The 20,845-nt window shown below is 60.7% G+C and carries 18 protein-coding genes and 1 tRNA gene; 3 read left to right on the top strand and 16 right to left on the bottom strand.

Features of this window, described 5'->3' with window-relative positions; translation table 11 throughout:
* Positions 1–191: 191 nt before the first annotated feature.
* The 15 genes from rpoC to CUV01_RS10055 form a co-directional block, all read right to left on the bottom strand.
* The gene (rpoC, locus tag CUV01_RS10125) at positions 192–4,418 is read right to left on the bottom strand and encodes a DNA-directed RNA polymerase subunit beta' (RefSeq protein ID WP_101460365.1); all 4,227 of its coding nucleotides are present in this window, start codon (positions 4,416–4,418) and stop codon (positions 192–194) included.
* 70 nt (positions 4,419–4,488) lie between these two features.
* Positions 4,489–8,625: a DNA-directed RNA polymerase subunit beta gene (rpoB, locus tag CUV01_RS10120; protein WP_101460364.1), complete on the bottom strand. Its 4,137-nt coding sequence runs from the start codon at positions 8,623–8,625 to the stop codon at positions 4,489–4,491.
* Between the two features lie 239 nt (positions 8,626–8,864).
* Positions 8,865–9,236, bottom strand: a complete 372-nt coding sequence (gene rplL / locus CUV01_RS10115) for a 50S ribosomal protein L7/L12 (RefSeq protein WP_101460363.1) — start codon at positions 9,234–9,236, stop codon at positions 8,865–8,867.
* Positions 9,237–9,301: 65 nt separating this feature from the next.
* Entirely contained in the window at positions 9,302–9,817 is a 516-nt protein-coding gene (rplJ, locus tag CUV01_RS10110; RefSeq protein ID WP_101462009.1) for a 50S ribosomal protein L10, read from the bottom strand.
* Positions 9,818–10,066: 249 nt separating this feature from the next.
* Complete coding sequence (gene rplA, locus CUV01_RS10105) at positions 10,067–10,765, bottom strand: 50S ribosomal protein L1 (RefSeq protein WP_101460362.1); 699 nt, start codon at positions 10,763–10,765, stop codon at positions 10,067–10,069.
* A 3-nt stretch (positions 10,766–10,768) separates the two neighbouring features.
* Positions 10,769–11,221 (bottom strand): 50S ribosomal protein L11, encoded by a 453-nt coding sequence (gene rplK / locus CUV01_RS10100; protein ID WP_101460361.1) that lies wholly within the window; start codon positions 11,219–11,221, stop codon positions 10,769–10,771.
* Positions 11,222–11,304: 83 nt separating this feature from the next.
* Positions 11,305–11,841 (bottom strand): transcription termination/antitermination protein NusG, encoded by a 537-nt coding sequence (gene nusG, locus CUV01_RS10095; protein ID WP_101460360.1) that lies wholly within the window; start codon positions 11,839–11,841, stop codon positions 11,305–11,307.
* Between the two features lie 172 nt (positions 11,842–12,013).
* Positions 12,014–12,208 carry a preprotein translocase subunit SecE gene (gene secE, locus CUV01_RS10090; protein WP_101460359.1) on the bottom strand — a complete coding sequence of 65 codons (195 nt, stop codon included), beginning with the start codon at positions 12,206–12,208 and terminating at the stop codon, positions 12,014–12,016.
* Between the two features lie 52 nt (positions 12,209–12,260).
* A complete protein-coding gene (locus CUV01_RS10085) occupies positions 12,261–13,145 on the bottom strand; it encodes a hypothetical protein (protein WP_101460358.1) in 885 nt (294 codons plus the stop codon).
* A 297-nt stretch (positions 13,146–13,442) separates the two neighbouring features.
* Positions 13,443–13,518 (bottom strand) — tRNA-Trp (locus CUV01_RS10080).
* Between the two features lie 131 nt (positions 13,519–13,649).
* Positions 13,650–15,515, bottom strand: a complete 1,866-nt coding sequence (locus tag CUV01_RS10075; protein ID WP_101460357.1) for an ABC transporter ATP-binding protein — start codon at positions 15,513–15,515, stop codon at positions 13,650–13,652.
* Between the two features lie 92 nt (positions 15,516–15,607).
* Positions 15,608–16,264, bottom strand: a complete 657-nt coding sequence (locus tag CUV01_RS10070; RefSeq protein ID WP_101460356.1) for a CatB-related O-acetyltransferase — start codon at positions 16,262–16,264, stop codon at positions 15,608–15,610.
* A 113-nt stretch (positions 16,265–16,377) separates the two neighbouring features.
* Positions 16,378–16,791, bottom strand: a complete 414-nt coding sequence (locus tag CUV01_RS10065) for a GFA family protein (protein WP_198731802.1) — start codon at positions 16,789–16,791, stop codon at positions 16,378–16,380.
* Positions 16,788–17,180 carry a VOC family protein gene (locus tag CUV01_RS10060; RefSeq protein ID WP_101460354.1) on the bottom strand — a complete coding sequence of 131 codons (393 nt, stop codon included), beginning with the start codon at positions 17,178–17,180 and terminating at the stop codon, positions 16,788–16,790. The genes CUV01_RS10065 and CUV01_RS10060 overlap by 4 nt, the downstream gene beginning before the upstream one ends.
* 90 nt (positions 17,181–17,270) lie before the next feature.
* Positions 17,271–18,659, bottom strand: a complete 1,389-nt coding sequence (locus CUV01_RS10055; protein WP_101460353.1) for an HTTM domain-containing protein — start codon at positions 18,657–18,659, stop codon at positions 17,271–17,273.
* Between the two features lie 99 nt (positions 18,660–18,758).
* Between CUV01_RS10055 and CUV01_RS10050 the strand changes: the two genes are divergently transcribed.
* Positions 18,759–19,112, top strand: a complete 354-nt coding sequence (locus CUV01_RS10050) for a DCC1-like thiol-disulfide oxidoreductase family protein (RefSeq protein ID WP_198731801.1) — start codon at positions 18,759–18,761, stop codon at positions 19,110–19,112.
* Between the two features lie 4 nt (positions 19,113–19,116).
* On the opposite strand, the gene CUV01_RS10045 is transcribed toward CUV01_RS10050, so the two are convergent.
* A complete protein-coding gene (locus CUV01_RS10045) occupies positions 19,117–19,578 on the bottom strand; it encodes an Lrp/AsnC family transcriptional regulator (RefSeq protein WP_101460351.1) in 462 nt (153 codons plus the stop codon).
* A 117-nt stretch (positions 19,579–19,695) separates the two neighbouring features.
* On the opposite strand from CUV01_RS10045, the gene phhA reads away from it, so the two are divergent.
* Positions 19,696–20,487 carry a phenylalanine 4-monooxygenase gene (phhA, locus tag CUV01_RS10040; protein WP_101460350.1) on the top strand — a complete coding sequence of 264 codons (792 nt, stop codon included), beginning with the start codon at positions 19,696–19,698 and terminating at the stop codon, positions 20,485–20,487.
* Positions 20,484–20,837: a 4a-hydroxytetrahydrobiopterin dehydratase gene (locus CUV01_RS10035; RefSeq protein ID WP_232962186.1), complete on the top strand. Its 354-nt coding sequence runs from the start codon at positions 20,484–20,486 to the stop codon at positions 20,835–20,837. The genes phhA and CUV01_RS10035 overlap by 4 nt, the downstream gene beginning before the upstream one ends.
* Positions 20,838–20,845: the final 8 nt, after the last annotated feature.

Below are 20,845 nucleotides of genomic sequence, written 5' to 3'. Positions count from 1 at the left end.
TTTCGCACTGGCCCGAAGGCGCAGCGCTAAGACCTGGGCAGATAATCTGTCAAGCAAGCGAAGGCTGGTTCCCACAGTTATAAGCGCGAGCTTAGAAACAGGCAGAGCGTCAAGATCGCGCGCCCGTCGCGCCCAATGGAAAGGGCCGGACGTTTCCGCCCGGCCCCATCAACATATCCCGAAGGAAATGCTTATTCCTCGTTCGAAGTCTCTGCGAGCGACACGTCGACCACTTCTTCGACCTCGGGCGCAGCCAATGCGGCAGCGGCTTCGGCCTCGGCGCGGCGGGCGTCGATCACCTCTTGGTCACGCTCGGTCGCGATGCGGCGCACGCGAGCCGTGGCGCCACCCGTACCGGCTGGGATCAAGCGGCCAACGATGACGTTTTCCTTCAACCCGACCAGCTTGTCGCGCTTGCCCTGAACGGCAGCCTCGGTCAGCACGCGGGTCGTTTCCTGGAAGGACGCCGCCGAGATGAAGCTGCGGGTTTGCAGCGACGCCTTGGTGATGCCCAGCAGAACCGGTTCACCCGAGGCAGGCTTGCCGCCCTTGGCTTCGATCTTGGCGTTCTCTTCGTCGAACTCGTCGCGATCAACGTTTTCGCCTTTCAGCAAGGTGGTGTCCCCGCTGTCGAGGATCTCGATCTTCTGCAGCATCTGCCGCACGATCACCTCGATATGCTTGTCGTTGATCTTGACGCCCTGCAGTCGGTACACATCTTGCACTTCGTCGATCAGATAGTCGGCCAAAGCCTCGATCCCCATGATCCGCAGGATGTCGTGCGGCGCAGGGTTGCCGTCCATGATGTAGTCACCCTTCTGCACGAAGTCGCCTTCCTGCACCGGGATGTGCTTGCCTTTCGGCACCATGTATTCGACCGGATCGCGACCTTCCTCGGCGGCCTCGATGCTGATGCGGCGCTTGTTCTTGTAGTCCTTGCCAAAGCGCACATAGCCGTCGATTTCGGCGATGATGGCGTGATCCTTGGGACGACGGGCTTCGAACAGTTCGGCCACACGCGGCAGACCACCGGTGATGTCCTTGGTCCGGGCGCCTTCGCGCGGGATACGTGCCACCACGTCACCGGCCTTGATCTGCTGACCTTCTTCGATCGACAGAATCGCGTCCACCGACATCGGATAGGTCACCGGGTTGCCGTTGTCGTTGCGGATCGGCTCGCCATCTTCGCCTACGATGATGATCTCGGGCTTCAGATCGCTGCCTTTCGGCGCCGAACGCCAATCGGTCACGATCTTCTGGGTCATGCCGGTGGCATCGTCGGTCTCGTCGCGGACAGAGATGCCCGAAACCAGGTCGACAAACTTCGCGGTACCAGCCTTTTCGGCGATGATCGGCAGGGTATAGGGGTCCCATTCGAACATCTTCTGGCCACGAATGACCGCATCGCCATCCTTGAGGAACAGCTTGGAGCCATAGAACAGCTTGTGGCTGGCCACGGGTTCGCCCTGCGGGTTCTTGATGTGCAGCTGCATGTTGCGGCTCATCACGATCGGCTCGCCATTGGCGTTTTCTAGCACGTTCGGGTTCTCGAATTCGACCGTACCTTCCTGGTTGGCCGCGATGAACGACTGCTGGCCACCCTGCGCAATACCGCCGATGTGGAAAGTCCGCATCGTCAGCTGCGTGCCGGGCTCACCGATGGACTGCGCGGCAATGATGCCGACAGCTTCACCGATATTGACCAGCGTACCGCGTGCAAGGTCACGACCATAGCACATCGCGCAAACGCCATCTTCGCTTTCGCAGGTCAGAGCCGAGCGAATGCGAACCGACTGGACGCCGGCGTCTTCGATCTCGTCTGCCTTGCGCTCGTCGATCAGGTCGCCGCCGCGAACGATGATTTCATCGCCACCCGGAACCAGCACATCCTCGGCCGCAGTTCGACCCAGAACACGCTCGCCCAGAGGCGAGATGACCTCACCGTCATTGACAGCAGCCGTCGCGGTGATCGCGCGGTCGGTGCCGCAGTCATGCTCGCGCACGATGCAATCCTGTGCCACGTCGACCAGACGACGGGTCAGATAGCCCGAGTTCGCCGTCTTCAACGCGGTGTCCGACAGGCCCTTCCGGGCGCCGTGGGTCGAGTTGAAGTATTCAAGAACGGTCAGACCTTCCTTGAAGTTCGAGATGATCGGCGTCTCGATGATCTCACCCGACGGTTTGGCCATCAGGCCGCGCATGCCGCCCAGCTGTTTCATCTGGCTGACCGAACCACGAGCACCGGAGTGCGCCATCATATAGACCGAGTTCGGTTCCATTTCGGCGCCGTTCTCGTCGATTTTGGTGGCCGAGATGGTGGACATCATGGCGTCGGTGACGCGGTCGTTACATTTCGACCAGGCATCGACGACCTTGTTGTACTTCTCGCCCTGGGTGATCAGACCGTCCAGATATTGCTGTTCGAACTCTTTCACCTGATCCTGGACTTCGCCCACGATGCCCCACTTGTTGTCGGGGATCACCATGTCGTCCTTGCCAAAGCTGATGCCAGCCTTGAACGCCTCGCGGAAGCCCAGACCCATGATCTTGTCGCTGAAGATCACCGCCTCTTTCTGACCGCAATAGCGGTAGACGTTGTCGATGACATACTGCACGTCTTTCTTGCGCAGCAGCTTGTTGACCAGTTCGAAGGGCGCCTTGGCGTTCAGCGGCAGCAGCTGACCCAGCTTGATCCGACCGGGGGTCGATTCAAAACGCTGCATCACTTCGCTGCCGTTCTCGTCGATCTGCTTGATCCGCGCGATGATCTTGGCGTGCAGGTGCACCTCGCCCGAGGCAAGCGCGTGCTCGACCTCGTCCGGCGAAGCAAAGACCATGCCTTCGCCCTTCATCCCCTCACGCATCATCGACACGTAGTAGAGACCAAGGATCATATCCTGCGACGGAACGATGATCGGCGCGCCGTTGGCGGGCGACAGAACGTTGTTCGTCGACATCATCAAGACGCGCGCTTCCAACTGGGCCTCAAGGCTCAGCGGAACGTGCACGGCCATCTGGTCGCCATCAAAGTCGGCGTTGAAGGCCGAACAGACCAGCGGGTGCAGCTGAATGGCTTTACCTTCGATCAGTATCGGCTCGAAGGCCTGAATGCCCAGACGGTGCAGCGTGGGCGCACGGTTCAAGAGAACCGGATGCTCGCGGATGACCTCGTCCAGAATATCCCAGACCTCGGGGCGCTCTTTTTCGACCAGCTTTTTCGCCTGTTTGACGGTGCTGGACAGGCCCTTGGCTTCAAGACGCGAATAGATGAACGGCTTGAACAGTTCCAAGGCCATCTTCTTCGGCAGACCACACTGGTGCAGTTTCAGTTCCGGGCCGGTCACGATGACCGAACGACCCGAAAAGTCCACGCGCTTACCCAGAAGGTTCTGACGGAAGCGACCCTGCTTACCCTTCAGCATGTCCGACAGCGATTTCAGCGGGCGACGGTTGTTGCCCGTGATCACGCGGCCACGACGACCGTTGTCGAACAGCGCATCGACCGATTCCTGCAACATCCGCTTTTCGTTGCGGACGATGATGTCGGGCGCGCGCAGTTCGATCAGGCGCTTCAGACGGTTGTTCCGGTTGATCACGCGGCGATACAGATCGTTCAGATCCGAGGTCGCGAAACGGCCACCATCCAGCGGCACCAGCGGACGCAGTTCCGGCGGAATGACCGGAACCACGGTCAGCACCATCCATTCCGGGCGGTTGCCCGATTCCAGGAAGGATTCAACGATCTTCAGACGCTTGATGATCTTTTTCGGCTTCAGTTCGCCGGTGGCTTCCTTCAGCTCTTCACGCAGCTGCTCGGCGGTCGCATCAAGGTCGATATTGGCCAGCATGGTGCGGATCGCTTCGGCGCCGATATCGGCGTTGAAGGCGTCGGCGCCGTACTGGTCCTGCGCGTCCATGAACTCCTCTTCCGACATCAGCTGACCATAGGTCAGGTCCGTCAGACCGGGTTCGATCACCACGTAGTTCTCGAAATAGAGGATGCGTTCCAGATCGCGCAGCGTCATGTCCAGCATCAGACCGATGCGCGACGGCAGCGATTTCAGAAACCAGATATGCGCAACGGGTGCTGCCAGTTCGATATGGCCCATCCGTTCGCGGCGGACCTTTTGCAGCGTGACTTCGACGCCGCATTTCTCGCAGACGAGGCCGCGATATTTCATGCGCTTGTATTTGCCGCAGAGGCATTCGTAATCCTTGATCGGGCCAAAGATACGCGCGCAGAACAGGCCGTCACGCTCGGGCTTGAACGTGCGGTAGTTGATGGTTTCGGGTTTCTTCACCTCGCCAAAGGACCAGGCCAGAATTTCTTCCGGCGAGGCCAGCGAGATCTTGATTTCGTCGAACTGCCGCGGCGGAGCCAGCGGGTTCAGCGGATTGGTGGCAAGTTCCTGGTTCATTTTCAAATCCTAATGAGTGGCGCGGGAAAGAGGAGAGGTGGGGTAACACCCCACCCCACGGCGGTTGCCGTTACTCCTCTTCCTCCGCATCCAGGAGTTCCATGTTGAGGCCCAGACCCCGGACCTCCTTGACCAGCACGTTGAAGCTTTCCGGGACGCCAGCTTCGAAATTGTCTTCGCCCTTGACGATGGACTCGTACACTTTCGTCCGACCGGCAACGTCATCCGACTTGACCGTCAGCATTTCCTGCAAGGTGTAGGCGGCGCCGTAGGCTTCCAGAGCCCAGACCTCCATCTCACCCAGACGCTGACCACCGAACTGCGCCTTACCACCCAGCGGCTGCTGCGTGACCAAGCTGTACGGACCGGTCGAGCGAGCGTGCATCTTGTCATCGACAAGGTGATGCAGCTTCAGGACATATTTCATGCCAACCGTGACCGGACGGGTGAACTGTTCACCCGTACGACCGTCGAAGACGACCGACTGACCCGAGGTGTCAAAGCCCGCACGACGCAGCGCATCGTCGACATCGACCTCTTTGGCGCCGTCGAAGACAGGCGTGGCAATCGGAACACCAGAGCGCACGGTGTCAGCGTGCTCGACCAGGCGCTCGTCATCCATGCCCTCGAAGGTGTCGGAATACAGATCGTCGCCGTAACCGATCTTCATTGCCTCGCGGACCGGGGCCATGTCGCCATTGCGGCGGTAATCCTCCAGCGCCTCGTCGATCTTGATACCAAGACCGCGCGATGCCCAACCCATATGGGTTTCAAGGATCTGCCCGACGTTCATGCGCGACGGCACGCCCAGCGGGTTCAGCACCAGATCGACCGGGGTACCGTCCGCAAGGAACGGCATGTCTTCCATCGGCACGACCTTGGACACGACACCCTTGTTGCCGTGGCGACCGGCCATCTTGTCACCGGCTTGCAGCTTGCGCTTCACCGCGACAAAGACCTTGACCATCTTCATGACACCCGGCGGCAGGTCGTCGCCCTGACGGATCTTTTCGACCTTGTCCTCGAAGCGGGCCTCAAGGGCCTTCTTCTGGTTGTCATATTGCTGGTTCAGCGCCTCGACTTCCTTGGCGATGTCTTCCTCGCCAACGGCAAGCTGCCACCACATGCCACGCGACATCGTGCCCAGCAGATCCTCGTTGATCTCGGCACCGGGTTTGACGCCTTTCGGGCCTTTGACGGCCTTCTTGCCCATGATCAGCGATTTCAGACGCGCATAGATGTTGCGGTCCAGAATATGCTGTTCGTCGTCGCGGTCGCGCGCCAGGCGTTCGACTTCTTCGCGTTCGATCTGCAGCGCACGTTCGTCCTTGTCGATGCCGTGGCGGTTGAACACCCGGACCTCGACGATCGTGCCATAAGCACCCGGCGGCAGACGCAGCGAGGTGTCGCGCACATCGCTTGCCTTTTCACCAAAGATGGCGCGCAGCAGCTTTTCTTCCGGCGTCATCGGGCTTTCGCCCTTGGGCGTGATCTTACCGACCAGAATGTCGCCCGGACCCACCTCGGCACCGATATAGACGATACCTGCTTCATCCAGGTTACGCAGGGCTTCTTCGCCCACGTTCGGGATGTCACGGGTGATCTCTTCCGGCCCAAGCTTGGTGTCGCGCGCCGCCACTTCGTATTCGTCGATATGGATCGAGGTGAACACGTCGTCGCGGTGAATCCGCTCGGAAATCAGGATCGAGTCTTCGTAGTTGTAGCCATTCCACGGCATGAATGCGACGACCACGTTGCGACCGATTGCCAGTTCGCCCTGATCGGTCGAAGGACCGTCAGCGATGACCTGACCTTTGGACACACGCTCGCCCACCTTGATCAGCGGACGCTGGTTGATGGTCGAGGACTGGTTCGAGCGTTTGAACTTGCGCAGACGGTAAATGTCCACGCCGGCATCGCCCGCGCCCAGATCTTCGGTCGCGCGCACAACGATACGCTGCGCGTCGACCTGATCGATCACACCGCTGCGGCGCGCCATGATCGCAGCACCGGAATCGCGGGCCACGATGGCCTCCATCCCGGTGCCAACGAACGGAGCTTCGGCACGCAGCAGAGGCACGGCCTGACGCTGCATGTTCGAGCCCATCAGCGCGCGGTTGGCGTCGTCGTTTTCCAGGAACGGGATCAGCGCGGCAGCGATCGAGACCAGCTGTTTCGGCGACACGTCGATCAGATCAACGGCATCGACCGGGTTCAGCATGAAGTCGCCCGACTGACGGGTGCTGACCAGTTCGTTCACGAACTTGCCATCATCGTCCAGCTGCGCGTTGGCCTGCGCCACGGTGTGACGCATTTCCTCGGTCGCGGACATATAGACCACGTCGTCGGTCACCTTGCCCTCGATCACCTTGCGGTACGGGGTTTCGATGAAGCCATACTTGTTCACGCGGGCAAAGGTCGCGAGGCTGTTGATCAGACCGATGTTCTGACCTTCCGGCGTTTCAATGGGACACATCCGACCATAGTGGGTCGGGTGAACGTCGCGCACCTCGAAGCCTGCACGTTCGCGGGTCAGACCGCCCGGCCCAAGCGCCGACAGGCGGCGTTTGTGCGTCACTTCGGACAGCGGGTTGGTCTGGTCCATGAACTGCGACAGCTGCGAGGAACCAAAGAATTCCCGCACCGCAGCCGCAGCCGGCTTGGCGTTGATCAGATCCTGCGGCATAACGGTGTCGATCTCGACGCCCGACATCCGTTCGCGGATCGCACGTTCCATGCGCAGCAGACCGATGCGATACTGGTTTTCCATCAGCTCGCCCACCGAACGAACGCGGCGGTTGCCCAGATGGTCGATATCGTCGATCTCGCCCTTGCCGTCGCGCAGTTCCACCAGACCACGCACACAGGCCACGATATCTTCGGGGCGCAGGGTGCGTTGGGTGTCGGGCGCGTCCAGATTGAGGCGCATGTTCATCTTGACCCGGCCAACGGCGGACAGGTCATAACGCTCGCTGTCAAAGAACAGGCTGTTGAACAGCGTGCTTGCGGCCTCGACGGTGGGCGGCTCGCCCGGGCGCATGACCCGGTAGATATCCATCAGCGCGCCGTCGCGACCCATGTTCTTGTCGGCGGCCATGGTATTGCGGATATAGGGGCCGACGTTGACGTGGTCGATATCCAGAACCGGAATATCGGTGACGTCATTGTCCAGCAGGACTTTCAGCAAACCGCCGTTCAGTTCGCCCTCTTTGTCATATTCCGCGGTGATCTCATCGCCGGCCTCGGCATAGATCAGGCCGGTTTCCTCGTTGATGATATCGCGCGCAACAAAGCGACCGATGATGCGCTCGAACGGCACCAGCAGGTTCAGTTGCTTTTCGGAATCCAGCAATTGCTTGACCAGACGCGGCGTGACCTTTTCGCCAGCCTTGGTGATGACCTCGCCAGTGGCGGCATCGACCAGATCATAAGCCGGACGGGTGCCGCGCACACGCTCGGGGAAGAAGCGCGTGACCCAGCCCTTGCCCTTTTTCAGCTTGTAATCGACCGTGTCATAGAAGGCTTCCATGATCGCGTCCTGATCCATGCCCAGGGCATAGAGCAGCGTCGTCACCGGCAGTTTCCGGCGGCGGTCGATGCGCGCGAAAACCAGATCCTTGGCGTCGAATTCAAAGTCCAGCCAGCTGCCGCGATAGGGGATGATGCGGCAGGCGAACAGCAGCTTGCCCGAAGAATGGGTCTTGCCGCGGTCGTGGTCAAAGAACACGCCGGGCGACCGGTGCATCTGCGACACCACAACACGTTCGGTCCCGTTCACGATGAACGTACCGTTCTGCGTCATCAGGGGCATGTCGCCCATGTAGACGTCTTGTTCCTTGATGTCCTTGACGGACTTGTTGCCGCTGTTTTCGTCGATATCGAACACGATCAGACGCAGCGTCACCTTGAGCGGCGCGGCATAGGTCATGTCGCGCGCCTGACATTCGTCAACGTCGTATTTCGGCTTTTCCAGCTCGTATTTCACGAATTCCAGCGTTGCGGTTTCGTTGAAATCCTTGATCGGGAAGACTGACTGGAAAACCCCCTGGATTCCCTCGCCATCCTGATGCTGCGGCTCTGCGCCCGAGCGCAGGAACAGATCGTAGCTGGATTTCTGAACCTCGATGAGGTTCGGCATTTCAAGAACTTCGCGGATATTGCCGTAATAACGCCGGATGCGTTTTTGGCCAACATAAGCTTGCGCCATGAGGTCTGGTCACCTTTCGTCTACGCTCGCATCACAGGTCGGGGCCCCTGTGAAGCGGCATACGAATGCAGGGGTGAGGTTCCATTCGTGCCACGCGTCCCACCGCGCGGCTCCCGAACCTCGAACTTGCCCTGAAGGAAGGTCTGCCGGGCCTGACCGCCCAAACCGCCCTTCAAGACAGGTTCGGCAGGGACCGGGAAACCCCGGACCCTGCCTCAATCATGCGACCAAAAGGCCGATTACTTCAGCTCGACCTTGGCGCCAGCCGCTTCGAGCTTGGTTTTCATTTCTTCGGCTTCTGCCTTGGCAGCGCCTTCTTTGACTTTGCCGCCAGCTTCGACCAGGTCCTTGGCTTCTTTCAGGCCAAGACCGGTGATGCCGCGAACTTCTTTGATCACGTTGATCTTGTTCGGGCCGGCTTCGGTCAGAACGACGTCAAACTCGGTTTTCTCTTCAGCAGCTTCGCCAGCGTCAGCCGGGCCGGCCATCATGACAGCGCCACCAGCGGCGGGCTCGATGCCGTACTCGTCTTTCAGGATGGTTTTCAGTTCCTGGGCTTCCAGCAGGGTCAGGCCCACGATTTCTTCGGCAAGTTTTTTCAGATCAGCCATTTTTCCGTTCTCTCAATTTGTGTTCCAACGTCGGGATTTCAACCCCTCGACGGGACAAGGATGCGTCAAGCTGCCTCACGCTCTTCCAGAGTCGTGAGGATGCCCGCGATGTTCGAAGCAGGCGCGCCAATCGCACCGGCGATGTTCGAAGCAGGGGCGCCAATACAGCCAACGATCGAAGCAATAAGCTCGTCACGCGACGGCATAGCGGCCACGGCTTTCACACCGGCCAGGTCCAGCGCCGTGTCACCCATAGCACCGCCCAGGATCACGAATTTATCGTTATCCTTGGAGTACTTATCGGCGACCTTGGCAGCTGCCACAGGGTCGTCCGAATAGGCCAACACGGTCATGCCTGTCAGGTAGTCGGCGATGCTTGCGCAAGGCTTACCGTCCAGGGCGATCTTGGCGAGCTTGTTCTTGGCAACACGGACGGACCCACCTTCTTCACGCATACGCGCGCGCAGGTCCTGCATGTTCGCAACCGTCATCCCCTCGTAATGGGCAACCACTACGACGCCAGAGCTTTCAAAGATCTGGCCGAGCTCGTCGACCAACTGTTCTTTTTGTGCTCTATCCACGGTTTCACTCCAAGTTGGGGGTTTCCCCCCGGCTCTCACTTTCCCCACCCGAGGATCGGGTAGGTTCGGGTCCGTTAGGGTCAAGATCACCCGAGGCTAGCCCGGAAAAATGCTTTTCCCCATCTCAGGAAGGAAATTAAGCTGCAGGCCGATTGGCCCTTGGCACCCTCCGTCTCGGACAGGACGAGGCCGATCGTCTGGCCCCGCCATTCACCCTGCCCCGGCATGACCGGAGCAAGGCGAAATCTCTTAGTTGCCGGTCGCGTCTGCGACGTCGATCGACACGCCCGGCCCCATGGTCGAGCTGATCGAGACCTTTTTCATATAGGTCCCTTTCGCGCCCGTCGGGCGGGCCCGGCCAACCGCTTCGACGAATGCGCGCAGGTTTTCGGCCAGCTTGTCTTCGGCAAAGGAGGTCTTGCCGATACCGGCATGGACAACGCCAGCCTTCTCGGCACGGAACTGAACCTCACCGCCCTTGGCGGCTTTGACGGCATCAGCAACATCCATGGTCACCGTGCCGACCTTGGGGTTCGGCATCAGGTTGCGCGGGCCCAGCACCTTGCCCAGACGGCCGACCAGCGGCATCATGTCGGGGGTCGCGATGCAGCGATCAAAGTCGATCGTGCCGCCCTGGATGGTTTCCATCAGGTCCTCGGCACCAACGATATCGGCACCAGCCTCTTTCGCTTCGTCAGCCTTGGGGCCACGGGCGAAAACAGCGACGCGAACATCTTTACCAGTACCAGCCGGCAGGGTCACAACGCCACGGACCATCTGGTCAGCATGGCGCGGGTCGACGCCCAGATTCAGTGCGATTTCGACCGTTTCGTCGAATTTCGCCCTGGCGTTATCCTTGACCAGCTTCACGGCCTCGGCAACCGACAGGTTCGCCTTGCCTTCGAATGCGGCGCGGGCGGCAGTCTTGTTTTTCGACATCTTTGCCATGACTTACCCTTTCACCTCGATACCGATCGAGCGGGCCGAGCCCACAATGATCTTCATCGCCTGATCGACATCATTGGCCGACAGGTCAGCCATCTTGGCTTCGGCGATCTCGCGAATTTGTTTGACCGTCACGCTGCCAGCGGTCGCACGACCGGGCGCTTCCGAGCCCTTGGCGCGGTTACGCTTGCCAACGGGCTTCAGGCCTGCTGCCTGCTTGAGCAGGTAGGACGCGGGCGGCGTCTTGGTCTCAAAGGTGAACGACTTGTCCTGATAATAGGTGATCACCACCGGGACAGGCGAACCTTTGGTCATTTCCTGCGTCTTGGCGTTGAACGCCTTGCAGAATTCCATGATGTTGATGCCGCGCTGACCCAGTGCCGGGCCGACGGGCGGGGACGGGTTGGCTTCACCCGCCTTGATTTGCAGCTTCAGGCTGCCAACAATCTTCTTGGCCATCTGGCCTTCTCCTTTATCATCAGACCCCTACGGGCCGATTTAGCGGTACGGCGCACCCGTGGGTGCCACCTCCCGCGGCACAATCACGCGGTCTTCGAGACCTGCGTGAATTCCAGTTCGACCGGCGTCGGCCGGCCAAAGATCGACACGGTGACCTTGATGCGCGAGGAAACCTCGTCGACCTCTTCGACCATGCCGGAAAAACCTTCGAACGGGCCGTCGGTCACATTCACCGTCTCACCCACGTCAAAGCGGATCAGGTTGCGCGGTGCGGCCGGTTCGCCATCGCCGGTACGATGCAGAATGGTGTTCACCTCTTCGTCGCGCATCGGCATCGGCTTGCCTTGCGCGCCCAGAAAACCCGTCACACGATTGATCGAGTTGACCAGGTGATAGGTGCGATCCAGCATTTCCATGTGAACCAGAACGTAACCCGGCATGAAGCGGCGCTCCGAGGTTACCTTCTTGCCACGGCGAATCTCGATCACCTCTTCGGTGGGCACCAGAACTTCGTCGATCTCATCCTCAAGACCTTTTTCGGCCACAGCCTGACGGATCGCCTCGGCGACCTTTTTCTCGAAGTTCGACAGGACGCTGACCGAGTACCAACGTTTTGCCATGTCTCTATCGATCCTTGATCTTGGCGGGCGCAGCGCAAGGATGCACGGCTAACCCATTGAATTCAAACAGCCCGTCAAAATTGAAATCGGCGCGCATACCGAATCGATGCACGCCGCGTTCCGGGCAAGTCGGGGGGACATACCCCCCGCGGCACATGATTGCAAGCCCCGGTCAGCCGCTGATGGCGGTCAGCCCTTCGGTCAAACCAAAGCGGATCACCAGATCCACCAGGAAAAAGAACAGGCTGGTCAGTGCAGCCATGATCAGCACCATGATGGTGGTCGTGACGACTTCGCGCCGCGTGGGCCAAGTGATCTTGGCGGCCTCGGCGCGGACCTGCGCGATGAACTGTACGGGATTGGCCACGACCGGCTCCTTTGGAATGACCGGCTTGATGTAGCGAAAGCGCGGGCGGCTTTCAACCCTGCCCCTTGGCGGTCAGCAACCGGACCCCGGGCATCGCGGCAATGCGGGCGCAATCCTCGATATATAGCCGCTCGCAGGCATCATGCACGGCCTGTGGCAACACCCGCAGCCGATCAGAGGCGGTGCGTTTGGGATGCGCCCTCAGCATGGCACCGGTCTTCTGGCGCTCTGCCTGTTGGCCGGACGATTGCTGCAGCAGCGCGCGGTAGCCTGCGTCAGACAGGCCTACACGCGTTGGCGGCAGATCCGGGACCGCACGGGCCAGATCAGCACCCAGCAGGATCGTCAGCATATCCTCTCTGACAGACGCCAGATCCTCATAGCGCCAGCACACCATGCGCGCGGCACCGCTTTGGTCCATCAGCCGCGCGACCAGCTCGGACCAGCGCAGCGAAACCGGGTCAAAGTCACCCAGAAAGTCCTCGATTCGCAGCGGTCCGTCGTGGCGCAGCACCTCGCCAAAGGTCGAGGTCAGAAAATCGGCGGGCGAACGCAGCGCCAGCAGCAGCGTCACGTCGCGCGTGCCAAGCAGATCCAGCAGCCGGCTCAACCGCTGGCCAGCCCCTGGATAGACCTGACCCGCCGCCCCCAAAAACCGGCCGCCGCCCAATCGGCCCACGATCTGTTCCTCGGACAGAATCAGATTGCGGTGCTCTGCGGCCAGCCCGCGCAGGATGTCACGCACAAGCTTGCGCGCCCTAGGCTTCGCAGCAGGATCACTCAGTAGACCGCGCAGGCTTAGCGGCGGGTGCCGCAGGCGCTCGGCGTCAAGAAACACGACCTCCGATGCCAGCAGCTCTTCTTCGGCGGCCAGGATACAATCTGACAAATGGGTGGTGGCGGTCTTGTGCACTCCCAGATGAACGAACAGCCCCATTGGCCCCCCTTGCTCTGCCGATCAGACCCCGGCCAGATCAACCGTGGCGCCTATTGGATCAACACCGGGATCAACACACCAAAGATCACGGGCAACCTGCCACGCATTTTGACCCGCAGGACATAGCCGGCCAATTGCGCGGCTGCCAAGCAGAAATGATCTGACACGGGATCACACCGCCCTGCCCGAAAGACGCCGCCGGCATCGGTGCGGCGCAAGACAACTGCAAGGCTGATCTTTTCGGTCGGCCCCGCCCAAGGCAGGGTAAACGACAGGTACAGATTGTTCGGAAAGGCCTGGCAGGGGTTGGGGGACTCGAACCCACGACCCTCGGTTTTGGAGACCGATGCTCTACCAACTGAGCTAAACCCCTTCAGGCCGGGGATTGATTACGCCAGCCCCGCGCGCGACGCAAGGGTGTTCTGGCTACCTTTCTTCTTCATTCAAATATCCCCGCCGGAGGCATCTGGGGGTGCCCCGATCCCGATCCGCGCGCGCATTGCACTACTCGGCCGCCTCTCCAGCATCCTCGGCCAACAGAAACCCGCCCGACTGACGCTGCCAAAGGCGCGCGTATAATCCGTCCTGCCGCAGCAGTTCGGCGTGGGTTCCCATCTCGACGATGCGCCCGCCATCCATCACCACCAGCCGATCCATCGCAGCGATGGTCGACAGACGATGCGCGATGGCGATGACGGTCTTGCCGGCCATCAGCACATCCAGCCGCGACTGGATCGCCGCTTCGGCTTCGCTATCCAGCGCACTGGTTGCCTCGTCCAACACCAGAATCGGGGCGTCCTTCAACGCCACGCGGGCAATGGCGATGCGCTGGCGCTGGCCGCCCGACAGTTTGACGCCCCGCTCGCCCACATGCGCATCCAGACCCGTCCGCCCGCTGCTATCGGCCAGATCGGGGATGAAATCCTGCGCCTCGGCCATCCGCACCGCCTCTGCAAGCTGCGCCTCGGTCGCCTCGGGCCGACCATAAGTGATGTTCTCGCGAACCGATCTGTGCAGAAGGCTGCTATCCTGTGTCACCACACCGATCGAGGCACGCAGACTGTCCTGCGTGACCTTTGACACGTCCTGCCCGTCAATGGTGATCGCACCGCTTTCGACGTCGTGAAACCGCAGCATCAAATTGACCAGCGTCGATTTACCCGCGCCGGAACGGCCGATCAGCCCGACGCGTTCGCCTGGCCCGATATGCAGCGACAGATCGTCCAGGACAGCAAGCGGGCGGTCCGCCTCATCCGCGCCGTAACGAAAGGTGACGTGATCGAAACTGACAGCGCCGGACCCCGGCATCAAAGCCTTGGCGCCTGCGGCGTCCTGCACCGTGCGCGGCAGCGCCAGCGAGGCAATACCGTCGCGCATCGTACCAACGTTTTCAAAGAGCGCCGCGAATTCCCACATGATCCAATGCGACATGTTGTTCAGCCGCAGCGCCAAAGGCACCGCAACAGCCAGCGCGCCCACTGTGATCGCGCCGCCGGTCCACAGAACCAGCCCGACGGCCGTCACCGCAGCGACCAGCAGGACGTTGATCAGGGTCAGCAGCATGTCCTGCGTCGCAGACAGCCGCATCTGCGCATAGGCGGTCTGCAAAAAGCCGTCCATGCCATCCTTCATCCAGCGCTCTTCCCGGTCGGAATGCGAAAACAGCTTGACCGTGGCGATGTTGGTATAGCTGTCGACCACCTGCCCGGTCATGGTGCTGCGCGCCTTGGCCTGTTGTTGCGCCACCGCCCCCAACCGCGGCACGATCACCCGCAGCATCAGCCCGTAAGCCACCGCCCATGCCACAAAGGGCAATGCAAGCCGCCAGTCCTGACTGGCCGCCAGAATCAGCGCGCCAATGAAATAGACCAGCACATAGGAGGCGACGTCCATGATTTTCATCGCGACTTCGCGCACGGCCAGCGCCGTCTGCATCAGCCGCTGCGCGATGCGGCCGGCGAACTCGTCCTGAAAATAGCCGACCGACTGGCGCAGCAGATAGCGGTGCGCCTGCCAGCGGATGCGCTGCGGGAAATTGCCCAGCAATGTCTGGTGCATGACCATACTTGACAGCGCATTCAGCACCGGCAGCACCACCAGCAGCAGAGCACCCATCAGCACCAGGCGACCGCCCTCGACCGCCCAGAACTGCTCGCGCGGCGTGTCGGCCAGCCGGTTCACCAGATCACCCAGATAGCCAAAGAGCATCACCTCGATGATGGCAATCAGGCTGGAGCCCAGGGCAAGCAGCAGCAGCCAGGGCAAGGCGCCCTGCGAATAGTGCAGAAGAAAGCCCCAGAATGTCCGGGGCGGCATTTGCGGCCGATCCTGCGGATAGGGATCAAGCCGGGTCTCAAACCAGCGAAACATCGCGTCACCTGTTCAACAAAGTTGCGCCCTGCCTATGGCACAAGGGCGCGGGTTTTGACGAAAACGGGCAAGCCCGTCAAGATCGGTCGGCACTATCCCGGCGCAAGCGCCTCCAGCGCCGAGATGTCGCCTGCCGCCAGTGCCGGGATCGCAGCCTCGACGGCCTCGGCCGGCCAATCCCACCATTGCAGCCGCATCAGCACGGCGACCTGATCAGGTGCATAGCGCATCCGGAGCACGCGCCCAGGATTTCCGGCGACGACGGCATAATCTGGCACCGTCCCGCCAACCACCGCGCCGGCGCCGACGATCACCCCGCAGCCGATCCGCGCACCCGGCAGGACCGTGGCCGCATCGCCCAGCCAGACATCATGCCCGATGACGGTATCGGGCAGGCTGTCGAGCTGATCCATATACTCGCCCAGCCGTGCGTGATCAAAGATCGCGAACGGATAGGTCGAGATCCCTGCCATCGGGTGATTGGCGCTGGCTGTTATGATGCGAACCCGGTCCGCGATCTGGCAGAACCGCCCGATCCGCAGCCGTTCCGGCGCGCCTGCATATGTATAGGGCGCCAGTCGGACCGCCCAGTCATCGGGCGGCTCAAAGCTGCTGGCATAGCTGTAGTCGCCAATGTCGATATTCGGGTGATCAATGACCCGGTTCAGATGAACCAGACCGCGATTCTCGCGGCCATCGGCGAACTTCATGGGATAGGCGGCATTGGTGTCGAAGAAACGGGCAAGCATGTGGATATCCTTTCGAAACTGAGGCGACGGGCTTCAGATCGACGGGAATTCCATGACACTTACTCCTTCTGACTTCGCTGGCTTTCTAGCACGAAACGGCAAGGGGTGAAACCTTACAAATGCCGCGTCTCGGGGGCCGCGCTCCACCAGTCGTCATGCGCGCCATCGGCCCAGTGGATCGGGGCGGCGATCAATTCGGCTTCGGTCGCGTCGTCCAGTGCTGCGATGACAACCTGCACAAAGCGCCCGCCCATCTCTGCGACATCGCCTTCGGTCCATAGCCTTGTGCCGCATCGGGCGCAAAACCAGTGATGCATGTCAAAATCAGCACCCCCGGCCCGTGGCGTCTCGGCCAACGCGTCGCGCCCCTGTATCAGGCGGAACCCATTCGGGTCGGGCAGCCGCATTTCCCAATAGCGCATCTTTCGGCAGAACCGGCAATTGCAGCGCATGGTGCCAAGGGCCAGGTCGCCATCGGCCTCAAAGCCGACGGCACCGCAGAAGCAGCTGCCATGATAGGTTTTCACGATGCGGCCCCATGGAAAACGGCCTCGATATTGTTGCCATCGGGATCGCGCACGAAGGCGCCGTAATAGTTGGGATGGTATTCTGGTCGCAGACCCGGCGCGCCGTTGTCGGTCCCGCCCGCGTCAAGCGCGGCCTGATAAAAGGCATCCACAGTCGCCCGGTCAGGCGCTGCAAAGGCCACATGCACGCCCGCCGAGGCGGCATCGCCGGTCCCGACCCAGAAGAACGGATTGATGTCGCGCCCAAAGCCCAGATGCGCGCCGTGGCCGCCGGTCATTTCCTCGGTGACCTCCATGATGACGGAGATCCCAAGCGGGGACAGAGCGCGCTCGTAAAAGCCGCGCGAAGCGGAAAGATCTGAAACGGCAAAGCCGATATGGTCGATCATGGTAAAGTCCTTTCAGGTTGGCTTTACCCTGATCGCACCGCCCCCCTGACATTTTACGTCAGCATGTGGCCGCAGCCCTTCTGAAACTCGTCACGACCCAAGACCGCTGCTTCGGTCGTCATGACCGTCGCTGGCGCCCCAAGTCGGGATCTGCATCGGCAGGACCCATTCATTGCTGCGCAGCGGGTGCAGCCGGACACTGGTCAGATCCAGATCGGGGTCGATATACTGTTGATAGGGGCGACCGTTCAGCGATTTGCGGATATTGGCGCGGACCTCGACGTCATCATAGCCTTCTGCCTGCCAGCGATCCTGCAGAGCCATCGCAAAGGCGTGAATCAGGTCAGGACGGGTCATCATCTTGTTGACCTGCCGCCTGCTGAGAAACTCTTCCGGTTCCACAAACCAGACCAGATCGGGCTGGCCGCGTACCGAGACCATGAAATCGCCAAAAGCATCGCGGTCAAAGATGCGCATCCGCCAACTGAAACGATGCCCCTCGCCCGTCCAGCGGACCTCGCTGTCGAACATGGCACTACGGAACGGCAGGAAGATTTGCACCAGAAGCCACAGCGCCATCGCGCCTAGCACGGCACGGGGCATGGCGCGCGGCGCCGGACGCGGCGGGGCAATGATTGGCCCGACCGCCTGAAACCGCGACAGCGTCCAATGGGCCAGCCGCTGCGGCCAATCCGGTGCGAAGAAGATCGTGGTTGCCGCAATGGTCATCCAGGGGAAGATGCCGATGTTGAAATAGAACGCGTTAGAGATGTGGAAAAAGCAGTAGATAAAGAACATCGCCAGCCGCGTTCGCTTCCACAACAACAGCGGCGCGCCCAACACATGCAGCGCGACCACGGCCCAGCTGATCAGCGGAAAGAACCAGTCATACTGGAACAGAAACCCGAAGGGACCGGGATCGGGCGCATTGCGCAGCCAGATTTCCAAAGGTTGGCCCGCCAGCCAGTCAGGCGTCAGTTTGACCAGCCCCGCATAGATCAGCATGATCTCCATCTGCGCGCGCAGCATGAAGGGCGCGGCATACGGGACGAAATCGCTGCGAATATTGGGCCTTAGCCAGGCATCCAGTGAATAGGCCCGATGCGTCGGCATCACTGCCAACAGTGCCGCGAAAAGGATCACCAGATAAAAATGGTTCAGATACTCGCCCCGATCCAGCAGGAAGAAATAGCTGAAAATCAGCAGCAGCGCGACACTGGCGATACGATAAAACAGCCCCAGCATGACCAATGCCGCCGCCAGCCCCATGCCCAGCCATAGCCAATGGATATAAGGATCGGGCAGCGGCCTGAGCCAGGTGAAGCCGGGATAGGGAAACAGGATTTCCGGCTCGACCCAATAGCGCGAAATCCGGTCATATTTGATAAAGCGCCAGCAATCCCAGACCAGAAGCGCGCCGAACATCATGCGAAACGCTGCCAGCGACTGAATCGACACGGGCTGGGACAATCTGTTCATGGCGACCTCGCTTGGCGAATGTTAAACCAAGATTGCGGATGGTTCATGGAATAACGGTGCATCCGGCCCCGTTATTCCATGCGAAACGAAGGAACGCTGATGATCGAGATCGTCTATGATGGCGAATGCCCCTTTTGCGCGGATTTCACGCGCATGGTGGCGCTGCGCCGAACAGGCGAGGTCGATTTGATCGACGCACGCGGCACGGACCCCCGCATTGCCGAACTCGGCGCCGGGCTGGACCTGAACCGCGGCATGGTCGTGCGCCAGAACGGTGACATCTACTATGGCGCGGATGCGATGGCACTGCTGTTGATGCTGTCGCAGCCTTCGGGGGCATGGGGCATCGCGCGATGGGTCTTTGCCAACCCGGCGCGCGCAAGGCTGGCCTATCCGGTCTTGCGCACGGGCCGGGGCATGGTCCTGCGAGTGCTGGGCCGACAGCCGCTATAGTTGGCTAGACCGGCATCGCGGTGGTGTATTTCGTCTGTCGCAGCACGAAATTTGTCACCGTCCCGCGCACGATGCCCAGGGCCAGCATCCGCCGCATGATGAAATGTTCCAGTCCTTCAGGGTCGGCGGCCACGATCTTCAGCAGATAATCCGAGGTGCCGGTGATCGTCGCGCATTCGATGATCTGATCCTCGAATGCGACGAAACGGTCGAAACGCTCCAGCGATTCCTCGCGGTGATCCAGCAGTGACACCTGCACATAGGCCATCGCATGCATGCCGGCCTTGACCGGCGGCACGATCGCGACCTGCCGGGAAATATAGCCCTCGTCGATCAGCCGTTTGACCCGACGCCACGCGGGCGAGGTGGACAACCCCGCCTGATCGGCCAGTGCCTGCGTCGACAGCGTAGAGTCGCGTTGCAGCAGGTGCAGCAGCCGGCGATCAATCTCATCCAGTTCCGGCATATTATTCCCTGTATTCCAAAATTATGGAAATTTCATGCCTTACTTTCGCTTATCAGACACCTCTCAGGCAAGAATTTTTCCGCATTTCTGGTAGAATATCGGAAAGGAGGATCCCCGATGCCGAAATCAACCGAATACGAAGCCAAGACGCCGGACGCGCAGGGTTTCATCACCTATGACGCCGAAGAAAACGCCGTTTGGCACGATCTGATCACCCAGCAATTGCCTGCCGTGCGTGAAAACATGGCGCAGCCCTATCTGAAAGGGTTGGACCTGCTGGACATGCCGACCGACCGCGTGCCGCAATGTCCCGATATTTCAGCCAAGCTTGGCGATCTGACCGGCTGGCGGGTCGAGCCGGTGCCGGCGCTGATCGGCTTTGGCAAATTCTTCGGCATGCTGGCCGACCGCACCTTTCCCGCCGCCAGCTTTATCCGCAAGCGCAAGCATTTCGATTACATCGAAGAGCCCGATATCTTCCACGAGATCTTTGGCCATACGCCCCTGCTGACCGATCCGGCCTTTGCCGCGTTCAGCCAGGCCATTGGCGAGGCTGGGACCCGTTGTGAAAAGGCTGACTATAGCTGGCTGATCCGGCTGTATTGGTTCAGCATCGAATTCGGTCTGATGCGCGAGAACGGCCAACTCAAGGCGCTTGGGTCGGGGCTTGCAAGCTCGGTCACGGAGCTGCCCTGGTCGATCTCGGGTCAGCCGGAACATCGGCCCTTTGATGTGATCGACATTCTGCGCACGCCCTACCGGATCGACATTCACCAGCCGGTCTATTTCGTGATAGACAATCTGGATGACCTGTTCGCTGCAGCCAAACGCGATCTGCTGGCCGATGTGGCCAAGGCCCGCGCTTTGGGGCTGCACGAACCGAAATATCCGCCCAAGGAAGCCGCATGATGGAGGACGCCATGACAACCTGCGATCTTGCCAACAAGGAATGTGAACCCTGCAAAGGCGGTGTCGCGCCGCACAGCGCCGCAGAAGCCAAAGCGATGATGGATCAGATTGAGGGCTGGACCCTGTCGGATGACGGCACCGCGATCAGCCGCCGCTTTGAATTCAAGGGGTTTGCCAAAGCGGTCGAGATGGCCAATCTGGCCGCGTGGCTGGGCAACAAACAGGGCCATCATCCCGATATCGGCTTTGGCTGGGGCTATTGCGAGGTGACCTTCACCACGCATGAGGCCGGCGGGCTGACGGAAAATGATTTCATCTGCGCCGCGAAACTGGACGCGCTGGTCGCCTAGACGGCACG

The sequence above is a fragment of the Paracoccus tegillarcae genome (genome assembly GCF_002847305.1).
Lineage (GTDB): Bacteria > Pseudomonadota > Alphaproteobacteria > Rhodobacterales > Rhodobacteraceae > Paracoccus > Paracoccus tegillarcae.
Note: the sequence above shows the minus strand (reverse complement) of the source record. Positions and strands in the feature narration are given on the sequence as shown.

What these genes read in the sequence shown, in the direction of transcription:
- CUV01_RS10055 (WP_101460353.1), bottom strand. Translation starts at nt 18,659, where the DNA reads ATGAACAGATTGTCCCAGCCCGTGTCGATTCAGTCGCTGGCAGCGTTT.
- CUV01_RS10035 (WP_232962186.1), top strand. Translation starts at nt 20,484, where the DNA reads ATGATGGAGGACGCCATGACAACCTGCGATCTTGCCAACAAGGAATGT.
- CUV01_RS10085 (WP_101460358.1), bottom strand. Translation starts at nt 13,145, where the DNA reads ATGGGGCTGTTCGTTCATCTGGGAGTGCACAAGACCGCCACCACCCAT.
- rplL (WP_101460363.1), bottom strand. Translation starts at nt 9,236, where the DNA reads ATGGCTGATCTGAAAAAACTTGCCGAAGAAATCGTGGGCCTGACCCTG.
- CUV01_RS10070 (WP_101460356.1), bottom strand. Translation starts at nt 16,264, where the DNA reads ATGCTTGCCCGTTTCTTCGACACCAATGCCGCCTATCCCATGAAGTTC.
- CUV01_RS10045 (WP_101460351.1), bottom strand. Translation starts at nt 19,578, where the DNA reads ATGCCGGAACTGGATGAGATTGATCGCCGGCTGCTGCACCTGCTGCAA.
- nusG (WP_101460360.1), bottom strand. Translation starts at nt 11,841, where the DNA reads ATGGCAAAACGTTGGTACTCGGTCAGCGTCCTGTCGAACTTCGAGAAA.
- CUV01_RS10060 (WP_101460354.1), bottom strand. Translation starts at nt 17,180, where the DNA reads ATGATCGACCATATCGGCTTTGCCGTTTCAGATCTTTCCGCTTCGCGC.
- phhA (WP_101460350.1), top strand. Translation starts at nt 19,696, where the DNA reads ATGCCGAAATCAACCGAATACGAAGCCAAGACGCCGGACGCGCAGGGT.
- rplA (WP_101460362.1), bottom strand. Translation starts at nt 10,765, where the DNA reads ATGGCAAAGATGTCGAAAAACAAGACTGCCGCCCGCGCCGCATTCGAA.
- rplK (WP_101460361.1), bottom strand. Translation starts at nt 11,221, where the DNA reads ATGGCCAAGAAGATTGTTGGCAGCCTGAAGCTGCAAATCAAGGCGGGT.
- rpoC (WP_101460365.1), bottom strand. Translation starts at nt 4,418, where the DNA reads ATGAACCAGGAACTTGCCACCAATCCGCTGAACCCGCTGGCTCCGCCG.
- CUV01_RS10075 (WP_101460357.1), bottom strand. Translation starts at nt 15,515, where the DNA reads ATGTTTCGCTGGTTTGAGACCCGGCTTGATCCCTATCCGCAGGATCGG.
- CUV01_RS10050 (WP_198731801.1), top strand. Translation starts at nt 18,759, where the DNA reads ATGATCGAGATCGTCTATGATGGCGAATGCCCCTTTTGCGCGGATTTC.
- rpoB (WP_101460364.1), bottom strand. Translation starts at nt 8,625, where the DNA reads ATGGCGCAAGCTTATGTTGGCCAAAAACGCATCCGGCGTTATTACGGC.